This window comes from Hallella multisaccharivorax DSM 17128 (genome assembly GCF_000218235.1).
Taxonomy (GTDB): Bacteria; Bacteroidota; Bacteroidia; order Bacteroidales; family Bacteroidaceae; genus Prevotella; species Prevotella multisaccharivorax.
In genome coordinates this window covers 1,986,699-2,011,291 of sequence record NZ_GL945017.1, presented here as the reverse complement: position 1 = coordinate 2,011,291, position 24,593 = coordinate 1,986,699, and the positions used below count along the sequence as shown (strand labels likewise).

The 24,593-nt window shown below is 46.9% G+C and carries 18 protein-coding genes and 3 pseudogenes; 13 read left to right on the top strand and 8 right to left on the bottom strand.

What is annotated here, in order from left to right:
- The first annotated feature begins 384 nt into the window (after nucleotides 1–384).
- Nucleotides 385–1,830 carry a group II intron reverse transcriptase/maturase gene (gene ltrA / locus PREMU_RS08665; RefSeq protein WP_007572400.1) on the top strand — a complete coding sequence of 482 codons (1,446 nt, stop codon included), beginning with the start codon at nucleotides 385–387 and terminating at the stop codon, nucleotides 1,828–1,830.
- Nucleotides 1,831–2,010: 180 nt separating this feature from the next.
- On the opposite strand, the gene PREMU_RS08660 is transcribed toward ltrA, so the two are convergent.
- Complete coding sequence (locus PREMU_RS08660) at nucleotides 2,011–2,313, bottom strand: helix-turn-helix domain-containing protein (protein ID WP_040558195.1); 303 nt, start codon at nucleotides 2,311–2,313, stop codon at nucleotides 2,011–2,013.
- On the bottom strand, nucleotides 2,310–2,600 hold the full coding sequence (locus PREMU_RS08655; RefSeq protein ID WP_007574579.1) for a helix-turn-helix domain-containing protein: 291 nt from the start codon (nucleotides 2,598–2,600) through the stop codon (nucleotides 2,310–2,312). The genes PREMU_RS08660 and PREMU_RS08655 overlap by 4 nt, the downstream gene beginning before the upstream one ends.
- Nucleotides 2,601–3,080: 480 nt before the next feature.
- Here PREMU_RS08655 and PREMU_RS08650 point away from each other — a divergent pair.
- The 5 genes and pseudogenes from PREMU_RS08650 (at nucleotide 3,081) to PREMU_RS08630 (ending at nucleotide 7,974) form a co-directional block, all read left to right on the top strand.
- A pseudogene (locus PREMU_RS08650) lies at nucleotides 3,081–4,517 on the top strand (virulence-associated E family protein).
- A 181-nt stretch (nucleotides 4,518–4,698) separates the two neighbouring features.
- A pseudogene (locus tag PREMU_RS08645) lies at nucleotides 4,699–5,662 on the top strand (toprim domain-containing protein).
- Between the two features lie 4 nt (nucleotides 5,663–5,666).
- Nucleotides 5,667–6,128, top strand: coding sequence for a DUF3408 domain-containing protein (locus PREMU_RS08640; RefSeq protein ID WP_005845328.1), 462 nt, complete (start codon nucleotides 5,667–5,669; stop codon nucleotides 6,126–6,128).
- 351 nt (nucleotides 6,129–6,479) lie between these two features.
- A complete protein-coding gene (locus PREMU_RS08635) occupies nucleotides 6,480–6,911 on the top strand; it encodes a plasmid mobilization protein (RefSeq protein ID WP_007574572.1) in 432 nt (143 codons plus the stop codon).
- The gene (locus PREMU_RS08630; RefSeq protein WP_007574571.1) at nucleotides 6,895–7,974 is read left to right on the top strand and encodes a relaxase/mobilization nuclease domain-containing protein; all 1,080 of its coding nucleotides are present in this window, start codon (nucleotides 6,895–6,897) and stop codon (nucleotides 7,972–7,974) included. Before PREMU_RS08635 ends, PREMU_RS08630 begins: the two co-directional genes overlap by 17 nt.
- A 312-nt stretch (nucleotides 7,975–8,286) precedes the next feature.
- On the opposite strand, the gene PREMU_RS08625 is transcribed toward PREMU_RS08630, so the two are convergent.
- The gene (locus PREMU_RS08625) at nucleotides 8,287–8,967 is read right to left on the bottom strand and encodes a lipocalin family protein (RefSeq protein ID WP_007574570.1); all 681 of its coding nucleotides are present in this window, start codon (nucleotides 8,965–8,967) and stop codon (nucleotides 8,287–8,289) included.
- A 190-nt stretch (nucleotides 8,968–9,157) separates the two neighbouring features.
- On the opposite strand from PREMU_RS08625, the gene PREMU_RS08620 reads away from it, so the two are divergent.
- The 7 genes from PREMU_RS08620 (at nucleotide 9,158) to PREMU_RS08590 (ending at nucleotide 19,078) form a co-directional block, all read left to right on the top strand.
- Nucleotides 9,158–9,709, top strand: a complete 552-nt coding sequence (locus tag PREMU_RS08620; protein ID WP_040558822.1) for a glutathione peroxidase — start codon at nucleotides 9,158–9,160, stop codon at nucleotides 9,707–9,709.
- A gap of 20 nt (nucleotides 9,710–9,729) precedes the next feature.
- Nucleotides 9,730–10,659 (top strand): thioredoxin-disulfide reductase, encoded by a 930-nt coding sequence (trxB, locus tag PREMU_RS08615; protein WP_007574567.1) that lies wholly within the window; start codon nucleotides 9,730–9,732, stop codon nucleotides 10,657–10,659.
- A 156-nt stretch (nucleotides 10,660–10,815) separates the two neighbouring features.
- Nucleotides 10,816–13,506 carry a SusC/RagA family TonB-linked outer membrane protein gene (locus tag PREMU_RS08610; protein ID WP_007574565.1) on the top strand — a complete coding sequence of 897 codons (2,691 nt, stop codon included), beginning with the start codon at nucleotides 10,816–10,818 and terminating at the stop codon, nucleotides 13,504–13,506.
- Between the two features lie 43 nt (nucleotides 13,507–13,549).
- Nucleotides 13,550–15,175: a RagB/SusD family nutrient uptake outer membrane protein gene (locus tag PREMU_RS08605; protein WP_007574564.1), complete on the top strand. Its 1,626-nt coding sequence runs from the start codon at nucleotides 13,550–13,552 to the stop codon at nucleotides 15,173–15,175.
- Between the two features lie 98 nt (nucleotides 15,176–15,273).
- Nucleotides 15,274–16,305 carry a PrsW family intramembrane metalloprotease gene (locus tag PREMU_RS08600; RefSeq protein ID WP_007574563.1) on the top strand — a complete coding sequence of 344 codons (1,032 nt, stop codon included), beginning with the start codon at nucleotides 15,274–15,276 and terminating at the stop codon, nucleotides 16,303–16,305.
- An 11-nt stretch (nucleotides 16,306–16,316) separates the two neighbouring features.
- Nucleotides 16,317–16,766, top strand: a complete 450-nt coding sequence (locus tag PREMU_RS08595) for a lipocalin-like domain-containing protein (RefSeq protein WP_007574562.1) — start codon at nucleotides 16,317–16,319, stop codon at nucleotides 16,764–16,766.
- A gap of 62 nt (nucleotides 16,767–16,828) precedes the next feature.
- The gene (locus PREMU_RS08590; RefSeq protein WP_007574561.1) at nucleotides 16,829–19,078 is read left to right on the top strand and encodes a monovalent cation:proton antiporter family protein; all 2,250 of its coding nucleotides are present in this window, start codon (nucleotides 16,829–16,831) and stop codon (nucleotides 19,076–19,078) included.
- 296 nt (nucleotides 19,079–19,374) lie between these two features.
- Here the strand turns inward: PREMU_RS08590 and PREMU_RS08585 are convergent, their stop codons facing one another.
- From PREMU_RS08585 to PREMU_RS08565, 5 genes and pseudogenes are all read right to left on the bottom strand, one after another.
- Entirely contained in the window at nucleotides 19,375–20,454 is a 1,080-nt protein-coding gene (locus PREMU_RS08585) for a relaxase/mobilization nuclease domain-containing protein (RefSeq protein WP_007574560.1), read from the bottom strand.
- Nucleotides 20,438–20,869 (bottom strand): plasmid mobilization protein, encoded by a 432-nt coding sequence (locus tag PREMU_RS08580; protein WP_007574559.1) that lies wholly within the window; start codon nucleotides 20,867–20,869, stop codon nucleotides 20,438–20,440. Before PREMU_RS08580 ends, PREMU_RS08585 begins: the two co-directional genes overlap by 17 nt.
- A 382-nt stretch (nucleotides 20,870–21,251) precedes the next feature.
- Nucleotides 21,252–21,686, bottom strand: coding sequence for a DUF3408 domain-containing protein (locus PREMU_RS08575; protein WP_007574558.1), 435 nt, complete (start codon nucleotides 21,684–21,686; stop codon nucleotides 21,252–21,254).
- Between the two features lie 2 nt (nucleotides 21,687–21,688).
- Nucleotides 21,689–22,677, bottom strand: a pseudogene (locus PREMU_RS08570) (toprim domain-containing protein).
- 225 nt (nucleotides 22,678–22,902) lie between these two features.
- Entirely contained in the window at nucleotides 22,903–24,267 is a 1,365-nt protein-coding gene (locus tag PREMU_RS08565; RefSeq protein WP_040558817.1) for a virulence-associated E family protein, read from the bottom strand.
- Between the last annotated feature and the right edge of the window lie 326 nt (nucleotides 24,268–24,593).

The window sequence follows — 24,593 nt, the reverse complement described above, 5'->3', positions numbered from 1 at the left end:
CGAGTAAGCCTTAATAGCGGGAATTACATAGCCAAAGGCAAGGGCGTCCATCGTGAGGTGGAATCTGAAAGAAGCCGGCGGCAAACATCTGACCTAACGAACAGAAACTTCATACAAGGCATATGACCGTGGGTAAGGTTGCTAAACAAATCAAAGCCCTATAGCTATTCGGAACGGTTGGTGTAAATGAAGTGGGTATAAGATGGAAAGACAATGCCCTTATCCGAGGAGGTCTCACGGACACTTCAAATAGTTTTTTTTACGAAAGAAGTGGAGTAAAGCTTGCCGTGAGAAGTCAGCAGACGCCATAGTAGTGCAATACTCGATAACGTTGCATGAAGGGCTGAACCTAACAATCAAGCGATAGTAATTGAAACATACCTCATGAAGGAAAGAATGCAGAAAACATTATCCCAAGTTAATGGCTGCCCCCAAAGAGATAGGTCGGAAACCGAATGGTATGGGGGAGTGCAGACCTACATGTGGATGTGTGAAGACAACATCGTGGAAGTACCATTCGACAAGGAACACCTTTTCGAGCAAATCCTTAGCCCTTCAAATCTCAACCGAGCCTACAAGGCAGTTATGAGAAACAAAGGCTGTGGTGGTATCGACAAGATGTCGTGTGAGCAGTTGCTCCCATGGCTATTGACCAATAAGGACTTGCTCATCCGTTCCTTGATGGACGGCTCTTACCGTCCAAACCCAGTGAAAAGGGTAGAAATACCCAAAGACAATGGCAAGATGCGCCTGTTGGGAATACCTACAGTAGTAGACCGTTTGGTGCAACAAGCCATAAACCAAGTATTGACCCCCATCTATGAGAACCAATTTTCCAAGACGAGCTACGGCTTCCGTCCGAGAAGAGGATGCCATGACGCAATACGAGGAGCGCAAAGTATAATTAATGAAGGCTACATATATGTAGTAGACCTTGACCTTGAACGCTTCTTCGATACCGTGAGCCATAGCAAACTCATAGAAATTCTCAGCCGTACGATAAAAGACGGCAGAGTGGTCAGTCTTATACACAAATATCTCCGAAGTGGTGTAATGAACAAAGGCTTGTTTGAAGCGAGCGAAGAGGGAACTCCCCAAGGAGGACCGCTAAGTCCGTTGTTGAGTAACATCATACTCAACGAATTGGACAAAGAACTTGAACGCAGAGGGCTTCCCTTTGTACGCTATGCCGATGACTCGATGATATTCTGTAAGTCCAAAAGGGCTGCAATGCGAGTGAAGGAGTCTATAACCCGATTTATAGAAAATGTTCTATATCTCAGAGTCAACAAGGAAAAGACCGTAGTGTCGTATGTACGTGGAGTGAAATATCTGGGCTACTCCTTTTATGTGATGAAAGGCAAATGCCAACTCACTGTGCACCCAAAATCCAAAGCCAAGATGAAGTCAAGGTTGAAAGAACTGACAAGTCGCAGCAATGGATGGGGATATGCCAAGAGAAAGCAAAAGCTGAAAGAATACATAAGAGGGTGGGTTGGCTATTATCACCTTGCCAATATGAAGCGTCTCTTGCTTGAAACAGACGAATGGTTAAGACGTAGAATACGCATGTGTATATGGAAAGCTTGGAAGAAAGTCAAGACAAAAGTGGCAAACCTCATTAGATGTGGTATTAATAAATACCAAGCATACGAATGGGGTAATACTCGTAAGGGTTATTGGCATATAGCTAATAGTCCTATTTTAGCAACTGCAATAAGTAACAACAATCTACGTGCAGCAGGGTATGCTACTTTAATGGGGACGTATCTCGAATGGCACCCCAAAATAGGAACCGCCGTATGCGGGACCGCATGTACGGTGGTGTGAGAGGTCGGAAAACGAAAGTAGGAAGAAAACTACTTCGTTTTCCTCCTACTCGATTTGTTGCCTTTATGCGGCTGTGTGATATTTTCATCATTAATTCAATTTTGGATACAAAGGTATGGGAAGAATTCTATACTGGCAATACTTATTAATAGGTATTTTAATCGAATTATAATACTAAATTCAAATGGACTTAAAATAGTAATTCTCCTCCAACATCCTTTCCAAGTCCGAAGCCTTGTAGAGTATCTTCCCTGCAAACTTCGTGTAGGGTATAATCTTCCTGTCTCGGTAGTCCTGCAAGGTACGGGGACTGATATACAGCCGCTCGCACACTTCCTTTCCTGTGAGGAAAAGTTCGCCTGCAAAGAGTGGCTTGTGTGTCTGTGCCACTTCCACAATCCGTTTTCCTACACCTCTCAACGCTGAGACAACCAGCTGCATCTCGTCCGTCTCCATGTTCAAGTCTCTTGCTGTTTCCATCATATCTGTCTGTTTTTAGGTTTGTTCAATTTCGTAAGAAGCAATGCTTCCACATCCTCGCGCTTGTAATAGCACTTGTGTCCGATTTGCGTAAACGGCAGCACGCCCGTATCACGATAATGCTGCAAGGTGCGTTTGCTGATGTTGAGTAACCTGCACACATCTCCGTTGTGCAGCCAGTCGGTGTGTTTGCTCTTTTCTCCGAATGCTTTGTGGCAGCATTCTGCAAGGCTCAAGATTTCATCTCGCAGCTTTGCCCAATTGGTTTCTGTAATGACGTAATAGTTCATAATCTTATCTTGTTTTATTGTTTGTTGTTTCAGGTCTTTCCTGTTTCCATCGGCAAAGGTAATGACGTGCGTGTGCCTCTCAAAGCCGTGGGGAACAGCAGGGAAGTATCGGGAACTATCGGGAAAAGAGCAATCCGTTTCATCGGTTCACATTTGCGTTTTCCTGCCCCGTCTTTTTTCTTTCATTGCAAAGACAATCCAAGCGAGTGCAGAGGAGAGTTCACTTATCCTTTGCTGAGCGCAGCTTGTCTTATGCAAAATTAATATTGGATATTTCTTATTCCATCACTTTCCATTCAAGTGGCAGCTTGTGGCGTCATAGTGGAATAGGTTGGCACAGTAATCCGATATAAAATATGCTCCAATCAATAGTTTGTAGATAGTTGGAGCAAAAGACTGCATCTGAAAGCAAACAACGACATCCGTATTTCTGCTAACCTATCTTTCCTGTCATCCATTTTTTGCTTAATGAGGCTATAAATACCCTTCTTGACAGCCTGTTCTCCTAAGAATTTTGCAGCGGACGAGCGCAACATTATGCAAGAAGGCTCTGAATGCTTGGAAGTTACGCATTCTCACCCTAACTTCACTCTTGGAAACTAATTCAAGGGAATAATGAAAAAGAACGCAGATGCAGGCAATACAGGCAGCAGGAGAAATCCTCATCGAATGAGGAGTTCCTCCAAGAACGCAGAGATAGAAAACTACCTCTCCACACACTACGAGTTCAGATACAATACCGTGCTGGGCAGAACTGAATATCGTAGTAAAGGTAATAGCGATTTTGTAAAAGTCGGTCGCTATGAAATCAATACGCTTCGCAGGGAACTTGATTGCGATAAAAACATAGCGACTTCTGCCGAGAACCTTTATTCCATCATTGAAAGCAGCTTTTCTCCCCGTATCAATCCTGTGCAGGAGTATTTAAAAGGGTTGCCATTGATAGATATAGGTGATGGTTGTAGCAATGGTGGTAGTTACAGTGGTAGTAGTGTTCTTACTTTCTTTTCACCAAAAGCAATTTCCGATTTGGCAAGTTGCGTTGTTGTCCGTAACAATGAAAAGTGGTTGCCGTATCTTACCAAATGGCTCATGGCGGTGGTCGCCAATGCAATGGACGACCGTGAGTGCCGCAACCACACCTGCCTTGTGCTGACAGGTGAGCAGGGCAAGTTCAAGACAACGTTCCTTGACCTGCTCTGTCCCCCAGCACTGCACGGTTACAGTTACACAGGAAAAATATATCCGCAGGAGAAAGACACACTCACTTATATCGGTCAGAACCTTATCGTAAATATAGACGACCAGCTCAAAGCCCTTAATAAGCGGGACGAGAACGAGCTGAAAAACCTCATCACCTGTCCGATGGTCAAGTACCGTATGCCGTATGACAAGTATGTTGAGGAGCATCCCCACTTGGCAAGCTTTGTGGCATCAGTGAACGGCAACGACTTTCTTACAGACCCGACAGGCAGCAGACGGTTTCTTCCTTTTGAAGTTCTTTCCATAGACATAGAGAAAGCCAAGCGTATTTCAATGGATAATGTCTATGCTGAAGCCAAAGCCCTGTTAAAGTCAGGTTTCCGCTATTGGTTTGACGATGATGAGATAGCCGAACTATACAGAGAGAGTGAGGACTTTCAGGTACAAACCGCTGAGATGGAACTTTTGCTGCGTTGCTTTGAAAAGCCAACGGAGGATGAAAACTATTCGTTAATGACTACTACGGAGATACTCACCTATCTGGGTATTTATACTCACCAACCACTTGTTGCCAAGCGTATGGGCGAAGCCTTGAAGAAAGCAGGATACATAAAGGTGAGCAAGCGAAGAAACGGAGGTAGCCCCATCTATGTCTACAAGATTAGGAAAATCTTGCCATGTCCGCTCCTTCAAACTTGTAGTAGCCAAATGTAGTAGAATGTATAGTATTGTCTTATACTACAAAGTAATACTGATTATCAATCACTTATCACAGAATAGTATGTAGTAAGAAGAAAGATGAAAAAGTTTGGAGGGGAAAAACTTTGGAAACGGTAAAACCATAAAACAGACAAGCATAAATAATTATCATTCAACCTATTAAAGTATCAAAACAATGAAAGAAGAAGATTTATCACTTATCAAGCGATATTCCATCATGGAGTATCTCGAAAGGAAGGGTATCAGACCTGTCCGCAGGACACCTGCCTATGCAATGTACCGTTCACCGCTCAGGGAGGAAACGCGTCCGAGTTTCAAGGTGGACACGGAAAAGAACCTTTGGATAGACTATGCCGAAGGCAGGGGTGGAAGCATCATAGACCTTTGTATGCGCTTGGAGGACTACACGCTCTCGGAAGCCATCTGCCGTTTGGGGCAGAACGCTTCCGATAATACAGCGCACAGCTATTCAAAGACTGAACCCCGTATTGGTCTCAACCAGACAACTACAAGACAAGCAAGCGAAACAAGGAGACTGATAAGCATATCAGACACCTTGCCGCCGCACCTGCAGGAGTATCTCAAAAAGGAACGTTGCATCAATTTGAAAAAGGCAACACCCTTTCTCAAATGTATCAGCTACGAGGTAAGGGGAAAGAGATATGAAGCCATCGGCTTTGCCAATTCTTCGGGTGGTTATGAACTACGGGACAATCATTTGTTTAAGGGAACGATTGCCCCGAAAGACATCACCCCTATATTTGAGGACAAGGCACAACCTGTCTGTCTGTTCGAGGGCTTTATGGATTTTCTTTCTTTCCTTTCAATGAAAGAGGAAGTAACCAACCAATGCCTTGTGATGAATTCTGTGAGCAATGTAGCAAGAAGTATCCACTACCTGAATGAAAGAAATATAACCTCCGTTCGTACTTTTCTTGACAATGACTATGCAGGGCAGAGAGCAGTACAGGAATTTGTAAACGCAGGTTTTAAGGTAGAAGATATGGCAGTGTATTATAGAGACTTCAAAGACCTCAACGATTTTCACGCCAGCCGTGTCCGTGAGCAACAGAAAAAGTTGGAGAAAACTCCAAATACAAGCAACAAAATAAAACAAAGTCAAACTTAAAATAAGATAGAGTGATGAAAAAGGAAAGAAGAAACATGGAAGAAATAGATCGTTTCATAGGAAAAACTTTTGGTATGAGCCAAGCTGAAAATTCAAGTGAACAATCTGTCTCTGAATTCCGGGAAAAGGGAATGAAAACTATTCAAGAGCAAAAACAACAAGAAACAGGACATGCCATAGAGCATGCCACGCCATCCGAGCCTGTACTGCATACAGAGCATGCAACTATTCAACGACGCATCAGTGCCAAGATGAGAAAAGAGACACTTGACGCATACAGGCAGGCGTTCCTTGTTCCAACAAAGCTAAGTGAGAGAAAGGCGGTCTATCTGAGCAGGGAAACACAGGAACGTGCGGACTTCATTGTCCGTAGATTGGGAGATAAAGGAGCCAATGTCTCGAGCTTCATCGAAAACCTTGTGCGTATCCATTTGGAGGAATACGGTGAGGATATAGAAAAATGGAGGAAGCTGTAAACAACAGAAAAACGGTCAAGGACTATCGAGTAAAAGGATGTCCCTTTCACTCAAAATCCTCGACCGTTTTAGGGTAGTACCAACAATAGATTTTTACTGAACACATTGAACGATGGGAATGCCACGAACACAGTTAATCTTCTGAATGCATAGCATTCATTTTTGGACGACAAAACGCTTTATGCGTAAACGTTTCGTTAGCTGACATTGCAAGACGTCAGTTTGTACCCACAAACTGCGCTTGCTCCCCTCGTTCGGTTATCGGGGAGATTAGACCGTAATCACTCCGTTCTCATCGGTCAGCGTTCGGAAATTAAGCAAGATTGAAAACAAAGAAAAGAGGACTTTTATATGAACAGATATGATAGCAGAACTGCCAAATGGCAGCAACGAGGTAAAGAAGAAGCGAGGATGAACAAGACGGAGTTCATCAAGGTAAGATGCACCTTAGAGGAAAAGCAGCGCATCAAGTCAAAGGCGGAAAGCACAAGACGGAAGTTCTCAGACTACTGCCGTGAAATACTCCTTAATGGAGAAGTGGTTGCCATTCCTAAGATGACGGACAATGAGGGAGAAGCCATTGCCATTCTCCAGCATACGGGCAGGTTCTATGGGCAGATTTCCAACCTTATTAAAGTCAAGGATGAGAGATGGGTACATATCACACAGAACCTTTCGCTATGTGCCAAAGAAGCATTTAAGCGATTTTACGACCCGCATTTTCGTGTGGACGATGAGGTATATAAGGTCTTAAATCTAACAAGAAATGATAGGAAAATGTAAGGCAATAGCGCACGGCAGCAATGCGCTGGAGTATATTTTTCGGGAGGGCAAGCTTGGTAGTCGGCTTGCCTTTCACAATCTTTGCAGCAGAGAACCGAAAGCAATCTATGAGGAAATGAAAGTGGTCAGCGATTATAACAGTCGTTGCAGAAACAAGTTCCTCCGCATTGAAATCGGTATAGCACCTCAGGATGAGAAGAAACTACCCGTATCTGAACTCATGCGGATAGCCCATCTGTTTGCCAAACAAATGGGACTTGACAACCACCAATGGGTAGCAGTAACGCACAAGGACACCGATAACAGGCATATCCATATCATTGCCAACCGCATCAGCCTGTATGGGGAGGTCTATGACACCACTTTTGTAAGCAACAGGGCTGCAAGAGTGGCGGAGGAAATAAGTCGCTCTAAAGGCTTGACCATTGCAAAGGAAGTAAAGGCTGAAAGGATGTATCAGAAAGCAAAATCCAATCCTACGAGAGAGCAAACGAAGCAGCAGGTACAAAAGATTTGCTACACCTTGCTTGAAAAGTATAAAGGAAAAGGCATCACAGGGCATTCAATGTTTCTTTACGACCTAAATAAGAACGACATCGCCATAGAGCGCATGAAGAACAAGCAGGGCAAAGTATATGGTTTGAAGTTCTCCTTCAATGGACAAAGCTTCAAGGCTTCCGAAATCGGTAGGGAGTTCGGCTACCGTTCTTTGCAGAAGAACTTTGAGATAGCCAATAAAGCCGAAACAAAGGAGACGATAATAAAAGCTCACACAATAGCAGATAAGACTACAAAGAATAAAGTTCAATCAGACACAGGCTATCAACTTGTTCCTCCCAGTCGTTCATACATACCACCTACAAAAGCAAACGAAAGTTCATCTATTGCACAAGCCGTAGGCAATGTAGCAGGCGCCGCCTTGAATGCCGCCGAAGAAATAATTTTGGGAGCAGGTGGACTTATCAATCCACAGACACATGGTGATGATTATGCCGAGATGGCATGGCAACATAAACTTAGGAACCAAATCAAGAAAAAGAAGAAGCGAGGAAGAAGTATATAACAGCTCCTATCTATTTCCAATCGCTCAAAAACTCAAGGATGAAGTAAAAGAGCGAAAATCTTATCAAAAACGCTTGTTATTCAAAGCAAATGATTATCTTTGCAAACAGAATAACAAGCGTTCTTTGTTGATGTAGAAACATGCGACAGAAAGCACTTCGCTCGTTTCCAAATCGTTACCTGTTTAGTTTGTATCACAAGGTAACTTCTTCTTTCTCAATTAGATATGTTTTAGAAATCATCTTACGATGTAAAGGCAATGCGATTACGGTGTAAAGGCAATGCGATAACAGCGTAGACGTTTGACGGGTATTCACCTGCGGTCGGTGAGTGCTGCCTTGCCGGCCGTAACAGCTGTGGGCGTAGCCTTTCCGAAAGTAAGCGCTGCCTTTGCTGCCCGTGTGGAGACGAGCTTCTTGGCGTCGTTGTTCTGCACACGGTAGAGATCGAACTGGATCATGTCCTTGGTATTGGTGCCGATCATGAAGCCGCTGAACCTGCCGGTTCTCTCATGGAGCGAGAAGCCTCGCTTGGAGGCAGAGGCATCCATGACAAAAGCCGTCTGGTTCTGCGTGAGATACTTTACGTGGATGTTGCCATTATTGCTGATGTACCAGTTGAACTTTAGCGTCTGCCGATCGGTCACTTTACCGTTGTTGTCGGTATGGTAGTCAACTTCTGTCCCCGTGCCCTTAAGCGCGTCGGAGCTGTTGCGAACGAATGTCATATTGGCATTGAAATAATTCACCTCACCGTTGTCGCTGTTGGTGTATGCCATTTTGCCGTCCCATTCGCCTTGCAGCACATCGGCCTCATCATCGAGCGTATTGCCGTTATTCTCGTCATACCAGCTGCTGCTGCCGTCGTAGTAGTCATCGTTCCACCCCCAGTTGTCGTAATAATTGTCGTAAAAGGGATCATCGTCACAGCTTGTGAGCAATGTGGGAGCCGCTATAACCAAGGCAGCTGCCATCAAGGATAACATCTTTTTCATAATATTCTTTTTTTATGTTTTCTACTGCAAAGATAGGCGAAATAAATCATGATTGAAAGATGATTTTCCTATTACTCTTGGGAAAATCCCTAAAAATTATCAAGTCATAATGAAGTTGTGGCATTTTTTTTGTAAGTTTGCAGCCAAGATTATTATCATCAATTATCATTCAAAGTACAAGAATAAGAAAATGAGAACTGTTTATGAATTCTCTGTGAAAGACCGCAAAGGTAAGGATGTATCCCTTCAGGAGTATGCCAATGAGGTGCTGCTCATCGTCAACACGGCCACCAAATGTGGATTCACTCCACAATATGAGGAGCTGGAGAGTCTCTATAAGAAGTATCATGCCCAAGGTTTCGAGATACTTGACTTCCCTTGTAATCAGTTCGGGCAGCAGGCTCCGGGTACTGATGAGAGCATCCACGATTTTTGTAAGCTTACCTATGGCACGGAGTTTCCGCAGTTCAAAAAGCTGAAGGTCAACGGCGAGGAGGCCGATCCGCTCTACAAATTTCTCAAGGAGCAGAAAGGATTCGCCGGCTGGGACGAGACGCATCCCATCTATCCCATACTTGATAAGATGCTCTCGGAAGCCGATCCCGACTACAAGGAAAAGGCTGACATCAAGTGGAATTTCACTAAATTTCTCGTCAACAAGAAGGGACAGGTGGTGAAACGCTATGAGCCCACGGAGAAAATAGAGCACATCGCTGCTGATATTGAGGAATTGCTCAAGTAATTCAATTACATCTATCTCTTATGGAAAAGACAAAATGCCTGATCATTGGCAGTGGCCCTGCGGGCTATACTGCTGCTCTCTATGCTGGGCGGGCCAACCTCAGCCCCATAGAATACACTGGCCTGCAAGTGGGTGGACAGCTCACGCAGACCACTATTGTGGAAAACTTCCCCGGCTATCCCAAGGGTGTGGATGCCAACCAGATGATGATGGATCTGCGCCAGCAGGCCGAGCGATTCGGCGCTGACGTGCGCGATGGCATCGTTACTGATGTGGATCTGTCGAAGAAGCCCTATGTGGTGACTATCGATAGCGGTGGCAAGATTGAGGCCGATACGGTCATTATTGCTACCGGTGCCTCAGCCAAATACCTCGGACTGCCCGATGAACAGAAGTATAACGGACAGGGAGTGTCAGCCTGCGCCACATGCGACGGCTTCTTCTACCGCAAGAAAGTGGTGGCCGTCGTGGGCGGCGGCGACACGGCCTGCGAGGAGGCAACTTATCTTGCCGGACTGGCAAGTAAAGTCTACATGATTGTGCGTAAGCCCTATCTCCGTGCCACTGAGATCATGAAGAAGCGCGTGGAAGACAATCCGAAGATTGAGATTCTCTACGAGACCAATACCCTCGGACTCTATGGAGAGAATGGCGTGGAGGGCGCCCACCTGGTATGGCGCAAGGGTGAGGCCGACGAGAAGAAGTATGACTTGCCCATTGACGGCTTTTTCCTGGCCATCGGGCATAAACCTAACACTGATATCTTCCGTGGGAAACTCGACATGGACAGCGTTGGCTACATCAAGGTAGAGGGCGACACGCCGCGCACGAGCGTGGAGGGCGTCTTTGCTGCCGGCGACTGTGCCGACTCGACCTACCGCCAGGCCATCGTGGCAGCGGGAAGTGGCTGTAAGGCCGCTATCGAGGCAGAGAGGTACCTCTCAAAATAGAACAGGCCACTCAACAGAAGAGAGCCGCACGCCCAATGGTGTGCGGCTCTCTTTTCTTACAGGTTCATCAGGCTTCTCAAAAAAAATGGGATCTTATCCTTGTAGCTCTGAATAAAAATGCTTATTTTTGCCAAATAAACCATAAACGTCATTTCTATGAAAACCCGACGGTTGTCCTTATACATTATTATATGTTGTGCATACACAGCGCATGCACAGAAAGGCAATACTTTCAGCCCCGACAGTCTTAACATCAAAGGCATCGGTATTGAGAACGGATCCGTGGATGTCATCAGCCAGAAGCGCATGAACAAGGGACTCGTCACTAATCCGCTTTCCGCCATCAGCGGACAGATAGCGGGTGTGAATATTTCCAATGGTGAGGATCGGATGGCGCAGCTTTCTTCGGTGCGTGTGCGCGGCACGACTTCACTCACGGGTGGCAACGATCCGCTCATCATTATTGACGGAGTCTATTCCGATCTCTCTACGCTTTCCACTATATATCCTTCCGATATTGAGAGTTTTGCCATCTTGCGAAATGCGGCTGAGACCGCGCAGTATGGTTCACGAGGCGCTTCTGGAGTCATCGAGGTGACAACCAGGAAGGGCACGGGAGCCGCTTTCCATATCTCCTACGATGGTTCATGGGGAATGGAGACTGTCTATAAGAACATTGAGATGCTCTCTGCTGCTGAATATGTAGCGACGGCAAAGAGCCTCGGATTGGCTTACCGCGACGACGGCTACGACACTAACTTCCGAAATTCCATCTTGCGGACGGGTTTTGTGCAGAACCATCATGTTGCTTTCAGTGGTGGGGGCACTGCTTCCAGTTACCGTGCTTCGCTGGCCTTCTCGCAGAATAACACTGTCATTGACGACCGTGGCATGAACAATCTTGTGGCTAAACTTGACATTACACAGAAGGCTTTCAATGATTTTCTGGCCATTAACTTTGGCGTTTTCGGCTCTTCGCAGAAGACTCAAGGCATCTTTGACGAGCAGATGCTGTTCTATTCGGCCGCTGTGCAGAATCCCACGATCGCGCGGGATGCCAGGACAAAGAACGGGCAGGCATCGGAAATCAACCCTCCACGCACCATCCTCTTGCAGAAAAACGACACCAAATACATGACTTTCGACACCCATCTTGACATGACGGCACGGTTTGGCGGTGGTCTGAGCCTGACTTTGCGGGGCTCTTATGGCTACAGTTCTACCGAAGACGCAAAGTTCTGTCCTACCTGGTTATGGGCTCAAGGGCAGGCCTGGAGGGGTGATCACAAGGGCGAGAGCTGGCTTGCAAACGCCACGCTCGACTGGAATCGCAGTTGGGGCATACACATGTTGTCGGCTTCTCTCCTTGGCGAATATCAGAAAGAACGGCGTACCGGCTTTTGGACGTCAGTGAAAGGATTCACTTCTAATGATTTCGGTTATGACAATCTTGCTGCTGGATCGTTGCTGCCTTATGGTGGCACGGGCTCCGATTACACTGATCCTTCACTTGCTTCCGGTATGATGACGGCTACTTACACACTCCTAAAACGCTATGCAGTTTCTGCCACATTGCGCGCGGATGGTTCCTCAATGGTTGCCAAGGACAACCGTTGGGGGCTTTTCCCGTCGGTGTCGGTCAACTGGAATGCCAGCGACGAACCCTTCATGCGCCCATTCAAGCCTGTTGTCTCCATGCTGAAAGTGAGGTCGGGCTACGGTATCACGGGCAATCTTGGAGCCATCACGTCCTATACTACACTTAACACTGTGGGGCCCAAAGGGGTGGTACCTATCAACGGTTCGCCAACAATGACACTTGGCTCCTTGCGTAATGCCAATCCCGACTTGAAATGGGAGAAGAAGTCAACGTGGAATATTGGTGCGGACATGGGATTTCTTAACAACCGCATCATGCTCACAGCCGAATACTATTACGGCAAGACCACCAATATGCTCTATGAATATGACGTGCCCGTCCCGCCCTTCGCCTACGGCAAACTGCTCGCCAATATCGGATCCATGTGTAATAGTGGCGTCGAGATAGGGTTGGGTGTGACGCCCCTGCAGCGCAGAGAAATGGAGCTGAACATCAATGTCAACATGTCATTTCAGCGAAACAAGCTGCTCTCCCTCTCGGGTAACTACGACGGTTACCACCTTACCGCCCCTGATATCACAGCCATTGGAGCGCTCAATGGTGCGGGACAGCATGGCGGCAACGCCAATGTGCTTTACCAGATCGTAGGACAGCCGCTGGGTGTGTTCTATCTACCTCATTGCAAAGGCATTGTAGACCGGGGCAATGGCTCCAAAATGTATGATCTTGAAGACCTTAACCATGATAGGAAGATTGACCTCAGCGACAACGGTGACCGGTATGTGGCAGGGCAGGCAACGCCGAAAATGACACTCGGCTCCAATATCAGTTTCCGATATAAAGCGTTTGATGTGTCGCTGCAGATGAACGGAGCCTTCGGACATAAGATATTCAATGGCACATCCTTGTCATATACCAATATGTCGAGTTTCCCTGATTACAACGTGCTTAAAGGCGCGCCACAGCGCAACATAGTGGACCAGAATGTGTCTGACTATTGGTTGGAGAGCGGCGATTACCTCAACTTTGACTATCTCACTGTGGGTTGGAACGTGCCGGTCAAGAGCCGCTACGTCTCCTCCATGCGCCTCTCCGTGTCGGTCAATAACCTTGCCACCATCACGGGTTATAGCGGGCTCACACCAATGATCAATAATTATATTGTTTCCAGTACCCTTGGCATTGACGACAAACGGTCTTATCCCGTCTTCCGTACCTGGTCGATGGGCGTAAGCATACAGTTCTAATCTGCTTCTATTCTCTAAGGTCTTTAAACATCATCTTTCTGTCATGAAAAACACATTTAATATTATAGCTATATCCATGCTGGCGCTTTTGGGTCTTGCGTCGTGCCTTTCAGAGGATCCCCGCGACCAGATAGACCGTGAAAAGGCTTTCAGTTCGGCCTCGTCGCTCTTCAACAATACCGTGGGATTACTCTACAACTATGTTGGCGGCACGCAGAACTCCCAGGGGCTGCAAGGCACTTACCGTGGTGTGTATGATTATAATTCGCTCACAACCGACGAGTGCATTATCCCCATCCGTGGTGGCGACTGGTACGATGGGGGCTTCTGGCAGGATCTCTACCTGCACACCTGGACTTCTTCCGACCAGGCATTGAATGATACCTGGAACTATCTTTACCATGTCATCGTGCGCTGCAATCAGGCACTGGTTGACCTCAAGGACCACCGCTCGCTCCTTAGTGACCAAGAGTTTACAGCCTATTCGGCTGAAGTGCGGGCTTTCAGGGCAATGTTTTATTGGTACACAATGGATATGTGGGGCAATATTCCCCTGGTCATCTCAGTGAAACAGTCTCTGACCAACGTGGCGCAGAGCAAGCGTTCAGACACTTATCGCTTCATCATGAAAGAGCTGCAGGACGTGGAGCCACTTCTGCCGGACGCAAAGAGTAACCTTCCCAGTGATTGTTATGGTAGAGTGACGCGTCCTGTTGTTGATTTTCTGCTTGCTAAACTTGCCCTTAACTATGCGGTTTATGCTGATGACGACTGGACTGACGACGTGCACCCCTCTGGAAACGATGCAGTGATCGATGTTGAAGGCAAGAAAATGAATGCGTGGGAGGCGTGTATCCACTACTGTGACAAGCTGACGGCAGACGGATACAGGCTTATGGCTGACCGGACAGCCAATTTCAGCGTACATAATGAAACATCGACGGAAAATATTTTCGTCATACCCATGGATAAAACACTATATGCCTGGCAGTTCCAAAACCTTTTCCGCTCGCGCCATTACGCCCACGGAGACGCTGTAGGTACGGCTTCGGAAAATGGCACGTGCGCCACCCTGGCCACCGTACACGAGTATGGTTATCATACCGACAGTCTGGACAGCCGTTGGGATCAGGACTTCTATTATGATACAGTACGTGTAGATGGCAAGACCATTCCGCTTGACGGCGGTGGCGTGCTGGTTTACTATCCACTTGAAGTCACTTCCACAAACCTCACTTACTCACCTTATATCCGTACCGCTGGGGCGCGGATGAAGAAATATGAGATTGACCGGCACGCCTTCAACGACGGTAAGAACTGTGATAACGACATTGTGCTCTTCCGTTACGCTGATGTGTTGCTTATGCGCGCTGAGGCTCTCGTGCGTGATGGGAAGAGCGGACAGGCCGACCTTGACGCTATTCGCCACCGTGTGGGGATGCCGTCGCGTCCCGCTACCCTTGTCAATATCCTTCGGGAGCGACGCATGGAGCTGATGTGGGAAGGCTGGAGGCGTAACGACCTCATACGGTATGGGCTCTTTAACAAAGCTTACGACATTCGTCCACAGCTTGAGAATGAGGCCTCAGGCTACACGACGGTGTTCCCGATTCCTGCAAAAGTGCTCGATCTCAATAGCAGCATGCTACAGAATAAAGGGTATAAATAAAGGCGGACACAGGGTATCATTAACTATTTTTTTATGCGAATCCATTGCGTTTCCATCATTTATACGGTAACTTTGCAGTACAATATCTTTGTATCCCAATGCTGATCATTACAAGAAACTCACGAGATTATGGTCCCTATGATGAGGCAACGGTAGCCGCATTCGTGGAGGATGGCCGCCTATTGCTCAACGACAGGGCCCGTGATGCGGCTACAGGCGAGTCGGGCACAGTTAAGGAAATGCTGCTTCGCAAGGGAATCCGTCCCAGTGTAAAGAACAACGGCTCACTCATGAGGCAGCTGTCTCATGTGGGGCGTGATTTTATCTTCCCGCATGAGGACATGGAGCACCACTCACTCTTTGAGGACAAGCGCCTGTTGGTGCTTGCCATTGTTGGGCTGTCGCTGTCGGTCATCATGCTTCTGCCCATCGGCGGACTGCTTGTTTTCTATGTTGTCTCACTTTATTTTGCCACAATCTGGGGATTGTTCTTCGCTTGGCTTTTTCCCACGAGACAGGTGAACACCAAGACCACTGTGTGGACTTTCTTCCTCACACAGGCTGGCGTCTTCCTTATTTTCGGTGTCCTTCATAACCTCAACTTCTTTAATCTTTTTACCGAGGCTTCCTTTCCGGTGAGTATCATCGGCTATATACTTGGAGTTGGTCTGACGGAGGAGTTCACCAAGATGGTGCCGCTCATCATCCTTCAGCATCGTAGTCGGGAGCCGATGTTGCCGCAGACGATGGTCTATTACGGTCTTATCGCTGGCATCGCTTTCGGAGTTTTCGAGGGCGTACAGTATCAGACGACCATCAATATCCATGCTGACTATACGACAGCGTTCCTTTTAAACATCGCACGTCTTACCTCTCTGCCGTTCATTCACGCCATTTGGTGTGGCATCGCAGGCTATTTCCTTGGCATGGCAGGGCTTTACCCGCGCTATCGTCATGCCTTGTGGTTCCTGGCTCTCATTGTTCCCGCTACGCTGCACGGCTTTTACGACTCCTTTGCGGGCGTGGCCTACATTGTCTCGCTGTTTATAGCACTTTCAAGTGTGTTACTGTTGATGGCTTACATGCGGCGCAGTGGGCAGTTGAGGGAGAGACTTCGGACCAACGAATAACAATGGAAGTAATGAAAAAGATATTATATGTATTCCTAACGGTAATGTTGGTTTCCGCCTTTTCTTCTTGTGATTTGGAGACGGTTGACAATGGCAAACTTGATGGTTTCTGGCACTTGGAACGGGTCGATACTCTCCTTACGGGTGGGCATCGCGACTTGTCCAATGCGAAACTCTTTTGGTCTTTCGAGGTCAGACTGATGGCTTTACAAGGTGGATCGGCACCTTTCCTCTATCGTTTCCATCAAACTGGCGACAGTCTTATCATCTATTCACCCTATACCAATGATGGTCATGAGGAAGGGAATGGTGTGGGAGGAAACAAGCCTGTTAAGGACTCCTCGCTATTAAAGGACTATGGAATCGAGGATTTAGAAGTCCGCTATGAGAAAGAAACCTTAAGTGGCTCGCGGATGGTTCTCCGCTCGCACCGCCTAAGACTTTACTTCCGGAAGTTCTGAAGAAGTGTGGAAAACGTAACTGACATTTAATGTAAAATGATTGTAAGATAACAGAATAGTTCATGGCAGAACTCCCCGCTTTCGTAAAAGACTTGGCACTCATCCTCATTGTGGCCGGCATCGTGACGCTCATTTTCAAGCGGCTCCGGCAGCCTTTAGTGCTTGGATATATCGTCGCAGGCTTCATTGTCTCGCCGCATTTGCCCCTGACCATGTTGGTCGTCGACAAAGATGACATCCAAACATGGGCCGATATAGGCGTGATGTTCCTGCTGTTTTCCCTCGGCCTCGACTTCTCGTTCAAGAAGATACTGAAGATGGGGCTTGCACCGGTCATTGCCGCCGTGAGCACTATCTTCTTTATGTCGATGATCGGAATACTGGTGGGGCACTTATTCGGCTGGTCACACATGGACTGCATTTTCTTAGGCGGAATGCTCGCCATGTCGTCGACGACGATTATCTATAAGGCCTACGACGACTTGGGACTCTCGCAGCAGTCGTTTGCCAAACTGGTGATGAGCGTGCTCATTCTTGAGGATATTCTCGCCATTGTGATGATGGTCATGCTGTCGACCATCGCCTCGGGCAACAGTCCCGACGGTGCTCAGATGCTTGGCTCGCTGCTGAAGATAGGTTTTTTCCTCATTCTCTGGTTTCTTGTGGGGCTCTATGTCATCCCTTCGTTTCTTCGGGTCACGCGCCGTCTGATGACCGACGAGACACTTGTCATCGTTGCCCTCGGCCTCTGTTGTGCCATGGCGTGGATCAGCACGGCGGTGGGCTTCTCCTCGGCTTTCGGCGCGTTTGTCATGGGCAGTATACTTGCCGAGACCATTGAGGTGGAGCGGATAGAGAAGGTGGTAGCTCCGGTGAAGAATCTCTTTGGTGCTATCTTCTTCATTTCCGTGGGTATGCTGGTTGATCCGAAAGTGCTGGTTAGCTATGCATTGCCTATCGTCGTGCTTGTGCTTGCCATCATGGTGGGGCAGGCTGTCTTCGGCACATTCAGTTATATGTTGTCAGGTCAGCCGCTCAAGACGTCCATGCGCTGCGGTTTCTCCATGGCGCAGGTTGGTGAGTTCGCGTTTATCATCGCTTCCCTGGGCTTGTCGCTCAATGTCATCAGCAGTTTCATCTATCCGGTCATTGTGACAGTGAGTGTTGTCACCACATTCATCACTCCTTATATGATCCGTTCGGCGGTGCCGGCCTACAACGGTCTGATACGGTTGCTGCCGCGTCGCTGGGCCCGCCGCCTCGACCACATGGGTGCGGTTCATCAAGCTACAACCCGCGAGCAGACCACCTGGCACCGTCTGTTGCGCAAGATGGGCATCAATACGCTTATCTATACGGTGCTCTGCATTGCCGTAACGGCTATCATGCTCACCTTCGTGCTCCAGTTTTTCCGCCATATTCTGCCCCATTGGTGGGCCAATGGGGCTACGGGCCTGGCCACGCTGATTTTCATTTCGCCGTTTATGCGTGCTTTGGTGATGAAGAACAACCGCAGCGAGGAGTTTAAGGAGCTGTGGACGGAGAGCCGCCTCAACCGTCTGCCGCTCATTTTCACCGTGCTTGTCAGGGGCGCCATTGCCGCTGCCATCCTCTTTTATGTCTGTAACTATCTGGCGCGTTTTGCCAACGCTGTCGTCATCACCCTTGCCGTAGTGCTCATTGTACTCATGGTGCTCTCGCGCCGATTGAAGAAGCAGTCCATCGGCATGGAGCGCCGTTTCATCAACAATCTCAATTCCCGCGACATCATGGCGCGTGTCGAGGGCCACCGCCAGCCACTCTTTGCAAACACACTCATTGACCGCGACATACATATTTCCGACGTCGATATCCCCGAAGACTCCGCATGGGCAGGCAAGTCACTGGGTGAGTTGCAGCTGAGCACGCACTATGGCGTTTATGTCAGCAGTATCCTGCGCGGTCATCAACGGCTTAATATTCCGGGGGGCGACTGTATCCTTTTCCCTGACGACCGCTTACAGGTCATCGGCAATGATGAGCAGTTGCAGGCGTTTGCCCGGGCTGCCAGAATCAATATCGTGCCGGAAGATCCGAATATTGAGGAACGGGAAATGAAGCTTCAGAAGGTACGGCTCGGCAAGGACAGCCCGTTAATAGGCCTGACGCTACGTGAGAGTGGCATTCGTGAGCGGTACAATTGCATGGTAGTCGGCGTGGAAGAAGGGCAGGACAGCCTGACCCGAATAAATCCTAACCGCCGCTTTGCCGCTGGCGACATCATATGGGTAGTGGGAGAGAAAGAGTCGATCAAGCGCCTCCCGGACGCTTGATGAGCAGAAGGGGTAACTCCCTTATTTCAGGTACGTATTTCCTTTACAATTAAAGATAATTCTTAAAATGTATCTAATTGATAAAGAAGAAGTTACCTTGTGATACAAACTAAACAGGTAACGATTTGGAAACGAGCGAAGTGCTATTAATCGCATGTTTCTACATCAACAAAGAACGCTTGTTATTCTGTTTGCAAAGATAATCATTTGCTTTGAATAACAAGCGTTTTTGATAAGAATTTCGCTCTTTTACTTCATCATTGAGTTTTTGAGCGATTGGAAATAGATAGGAGCTGTTATATACTTCTCCCTCGCTTCTTCTTTTTCTTGATTTGGTTCCTAAGTTTATGTTGCCATGCCATCTCGGCATAATCATCACCGTGTGTCTGTGGATTGATAAGTCCACCTGCCCCCGAAATCATTTCTTCGGCTGCATTCAAGGCGGTGCTTGCTACATTTCCTACGGCTTGTGCAATAGATGAACTTTCGTTTGCTTTTGTAGGCGGTATGTATGAACGACTGGGAGGAACAAGTTGATAGCCTGTGTCTGATTGAACTTTATTCTTTGTAGTCTTATCTGCTATTGTGTGAGCTTTTGTTATCGTCTCCTTTGTTTCGGCTTTATTGGCTATCTCAAAGTTCTTCTGCAAGGAACGGTATCCGAACTCTCTGCCGATTTCAGAAGCTTTGAATGTCTGGCCACAGTGGGAGAACTTCAAACCATATACTTTGCCCTGCTTGTTCTTCAAGCGTTCGATGGTTACACCACTCTTGTTAAGGTCGTAGAGGAACATGGAGTGTCCCGTGATGCCTGTGCCTTTGTATTTTTCAAGTAGGGCATAGCAAATCTTCTGTATTTGTTGCTTGGTCTGTTCTCTCGTAGGATTGGCTTTTGCTTTCTGATGCTTCCTTTCCGCCCTGACCTCCTTTGCGATAGTCAAGCCTTTCGAGCGGCTGATTTCCTCCGCCACTCTTGCTGCCCTGTTGCTCACGAAGGTTGTATCGTAGACCTCTCCGTACAGACTGATGCGGTTGGCAATGATATGAATATGCCTGTTGTCGGTATCTTTATGCGTTACTGCTACCCATTGGTGGTTGTTAAGTCCCATTTGGTTGGCAAACAGATGGGCTATCCGCATGAGTCCAGAAACGGACAGCTTTTCCTCATCCTGTGGTGCTATACCGATTTCGATGCGGAGGAACTTGTTTCTGCATCGTGTGTTGTAATCGCTGACCACTTTCATTTCCTCGTAGATAGCCTTCGGTTCCCTGCTGCAAAGATTGTGAAAGGCAAGCCGATTGCCAAGCTTGCCCTCCCGGAAAATATACTCCAGCGCATTGCTGCCGTGCGCTATTGCCTTACACTTTCCTATCATCTCTTGTCATATTTAAGACCTTATATATCTCATCGTCCACACGAAAATGAGGGTCGTAGAATCGCTTAAATGCCTCTTTTGCAAATAAGGAAAGGTTCTGTGTAATATGTACCCACCTCTCGTCTTTTACTTTGATAAGGTTGGAAATCTGCCCATAGAACCTGCCCGTATGCTGGAGTATGGCAATAGCTTCCCTTTCATTGTCGGTCATCTTAGGAACAGTAGCCACTTCTCCATTTAGGAGTATCTCACGGCAGTAGTCTGAGAATTTCCGCCTCGTACTTTCTGCCTTTGACTTGATACGTTGCTTTTCCTCTAAGGTACATCTTACCTTGATGAACTCCGTCTTGTTCATCTTTTGCTCTTCCTTATTCTGTTGCTGCCATTTGGCAGTCTTTTTATTATATCTGTTCATATAAAAGTCCTCTTTTCATTGTTTCTTAAATTCTGAACACTGACCGATGAGAACGGAGTAATTACGGTCTAACCTCCCCGACAGTCTGACAAGGGGAGCAAGAGCAGTTTGTGGGTACAAACTGACGTCTTGCAATGTCAGTGATAAGACCATTTACGCACGAGGCGTTTTGCAGTCGAAAAGTGAATGCCGTGCATTCTGTGTTTAACTGTGTTCGTGGTGTTCTCATTATTCAGATGTCTGCTTGCTAAAAATATGATGTCATATTTGCCCAAATATGACGTCTCATTTACGAGAATATGACATCATATTTTAATGCGATAGTAGGATTAGAGCGGGAAATAAATCTTTTGAAATTCATCCCTCGCCCCCTTCCTGCGGTTTATAACCTTCTCCATTTCTCTATGTCTTCTCCATATTCATCCAGATGCTGACGAACGATGTTCTCAACAAAGCTTGAAAGGTTGCTGCCTCTGTCGCCTAATCTACGCACGATGAAGTCGGCACGTTCCTGCGTTTCCCTACTCAGATAGACCGCCTTCCGGTTGTTCAACTTAGTCGGCACAAGATAGGCTTGCTTGTAGGCTTCGAGTGTTTTCTTTCTCATCTTGGCACTGATGCGTTTCTGAACGGTTACGTTCTCAGCATTCCTTGCAGGCTCGGAGTGCATGGTATTCTCTGTGTCCTGCTTGTTTGTTGGTCTTTCTCTTTCAGGAACCGCAGTCGCTTCTTGTGAAGTAGATTCGTTCTCTGTTTCATCTTCCACACCCAAGAACCATGAAAGGTCTTTGTCGCTCATCATAGTTTCCTTTTCCATTTCTATTTCATTTTAAGTTTAATCTGTTTTGATTTCTTGTTTTGTCCTGTAATTGATATGTGTGTCTGTTCCTGCGCTTTCCGTTTCTGCTGCTCACGGACACGGCTGACATGAAAATCGTTGAGATCCTTGAAGTCTTGGAAATGTATGTTCATGTCCTCAACATGGAAGCCTGCCTTTATGAAATCTTGAACAGCCCTCCGTCCTGCTTCATCATTGTCAAGGAAGGCACACGGATATGGGTGAGGTGTCGGTCATTCAAATAGCGGATAGTCCTTGCCACGTTGCTCACGGAGTTCATCACAAGGCAGCGGTTGACAACTTTTTCTTTCATTGAAAGGAAAGATAAAAAGTCCATAAACCCTTCGAATACACAGATTGGTTGCATTCTGTCCGTTATCTTATCCGTGAATATCGGAGTAATGTCCTTCGGGGCTATCGTTCCCTTGAACGTCTTGTCGTCCCGAAGCTCATAGCCGCCAGAGAGATTGGCAAAGCCAATGGCTTGATAGCGCCTGCCCCTTACCTCATAGCTGATACATTTGAGGAAAGGCATAGCCTTTTCCAAGTTGATGCAACGCACCTTTGTAAGGTACTCCTGAAAATGTGGTGGCAGAGTGTCTGATATTTCTATCAGTCTCCTTGCTCCATTTACAACCATCACAGGCTGGGAATTATTTGACACGAAGTCATTAAGAGAGCTATATGTGCCATCATCGGGAGCGTTCTGCCCCAAACGGCGGATGGCTTCAGATAGCGTGCAGCCCTCCATACGAATACAGAGGTCGATGATACTTCCACCCCTACCTTCGCCATAATCTATCCAAAGGTTCTTCTCTGTGTCCACCTTGAAACTCGGATGCGTTTCCTCTCTGAGTGGTGAGCGGTACAGCGCATAGGAAGGTGTCCTACGTACAGGTTTGAAACCTTTCCTTTCAAGATACTCTACGATAGAGTATCGCTTGATGAGTGATAAATCTTCTTCTTTCATTGTGATATGTTTTAATTGAATTGATTAAATAATTTTTGTTTGAATGACAATAGTGTGTTTGAATGATATTTGAATGGTAGTTGAAAGAAAAACTCTTTTCTGAAGTTTTTCCCCTCCAAACTTTTTCATCTTTCTTCTTACTACATATTGTTTTAAGTTAAGTAATTGATTTACAATATATTTTTGTAGTACCAAGTCATACTACGAACTTACGACATACGGCTACTACATTTGGTTGCTGCAATAACTTGGCAAGGGACAAGGGAGTATCTTCCTTATCTTATACACATAAATAGGACTGCCACCCTCACGCCGCTTGCTCACTTTCTCAAAGCCAGCCCTTTTAAGGGCTTCTCCCATACGTTTGGAAGTCAGGGGCTGCCGTGTATAGATACCCAGATAGGTAAGGATTTCCGTAGTGGTCATATAGGAGCAACGGGGATTATCATCAGTTGGCTTCTCGAAGCAGCGCAATAGCAGTTCCGTTTCTGCGGTCTGCACTTGAAACTCCTCGCTCTCCTGGTATAGTTCTGCTATCTCATCATCGTCAAACCAATAGCGGAAACCTGCGCTGAGCAGGGCTTTGGCTTCAGCATAGACACTGTCCATAGATATACTCTTGGCCCCCTCAATGTCAATGGACAGCACTTCAAAGGGCAGAAACCGTCTGCTGCCTGTCGGGTCTGTCAGAAAGTCGTTGCCGTTCACTGATGCCACGAAACTTGCCAAGTGGGGATGTTCCTCGACATACTTGTCGTAGGGCATGCGGTACTTGACCATCGGGCAAGTGATGAGGTTCTTCAGTTCATTCTCGTCACGCTTGTTGAGTGCTTTGAGTTGGTCGTCGATGTTTACGATAAGATTCTGCCCGATATAGGTGAGCGTGTCCTTCTCCTGCGGATATATCTTGCCCGTATAGCTGTAACTGTGCAGGATAGGAGGGCATAATAAATCCAAGAATGTTGTCTTGAACTTTCCCTGCTCACCTGTCAGCACGAGGCAGGTGTGGTTACGGCACTCACGATCGTCCATAGCATTGGCAACTACTGCCACGAGCCATTTGGTGAGATATGGTAGCCATTTTTCATGATTGCGCACCACAACGCAACTTGCCAGTTCGGGAATGGCTTTCAGTGAAAGAGAGGAGATACTACTATTACCTTCATCACAGCCTATATCCACCAATGGCAATGCCTTGAAATACTCCTGTATGGGATTGATGCGTGGAGAGAAACTGCTCTCGATGATGGAGTACAGGTTATCCGATGAGGTTATTATCCCGATGTCATTGTCTATCTCCCTGCGGAGTGTATTGATTTCATAGCGACCCACCTTTGAGAAGTGAGCATCATTCTTGCTACGATATTCGGTTCTTCCCAATACCGTATTGTATCTGAACTCGTAGTGAGTGGAGAGATAGGCTTCTATCTCCGAGTTCTTGGAAAACTTCCTTCTTGTATGAAATTCGCTGTTTCCGCCCTCAGATTTGCCTTTATCTGCATTCTTCTTCATTATATGATTGGTTTGGTTTCTGAGAGTGAAGTTATGAAGAGAACAGGAAAGTGCCAAGCATTCGGAGAGTGCTTGCATAATGTTGCGCACATTGGCAATGAATTTCTCACAGATTTCAGGTAGGAAACTGTCGGAAAGCATGGATTTAAGCCCCAAACAAGAGGACAAGTATAGAAATGATGCAAGAAAGGAATGTGTTTATTTGCTCCAATCCGAATAGCATTGCGTCAGATAAAACGGATATGATAAAATGGAGTATGGAGGCAAAGAAAGAGAGCGACAATCCTTTTGTCTTTTCCTTGTTTTTCCCTGTATTTCCTTGCTGCTCTCTCGTGCTTTGAAGTATGGCAAACACATCATACTTTTGCAGACAGAAACGTGCATTAAGGCGCAATACAAAAAGG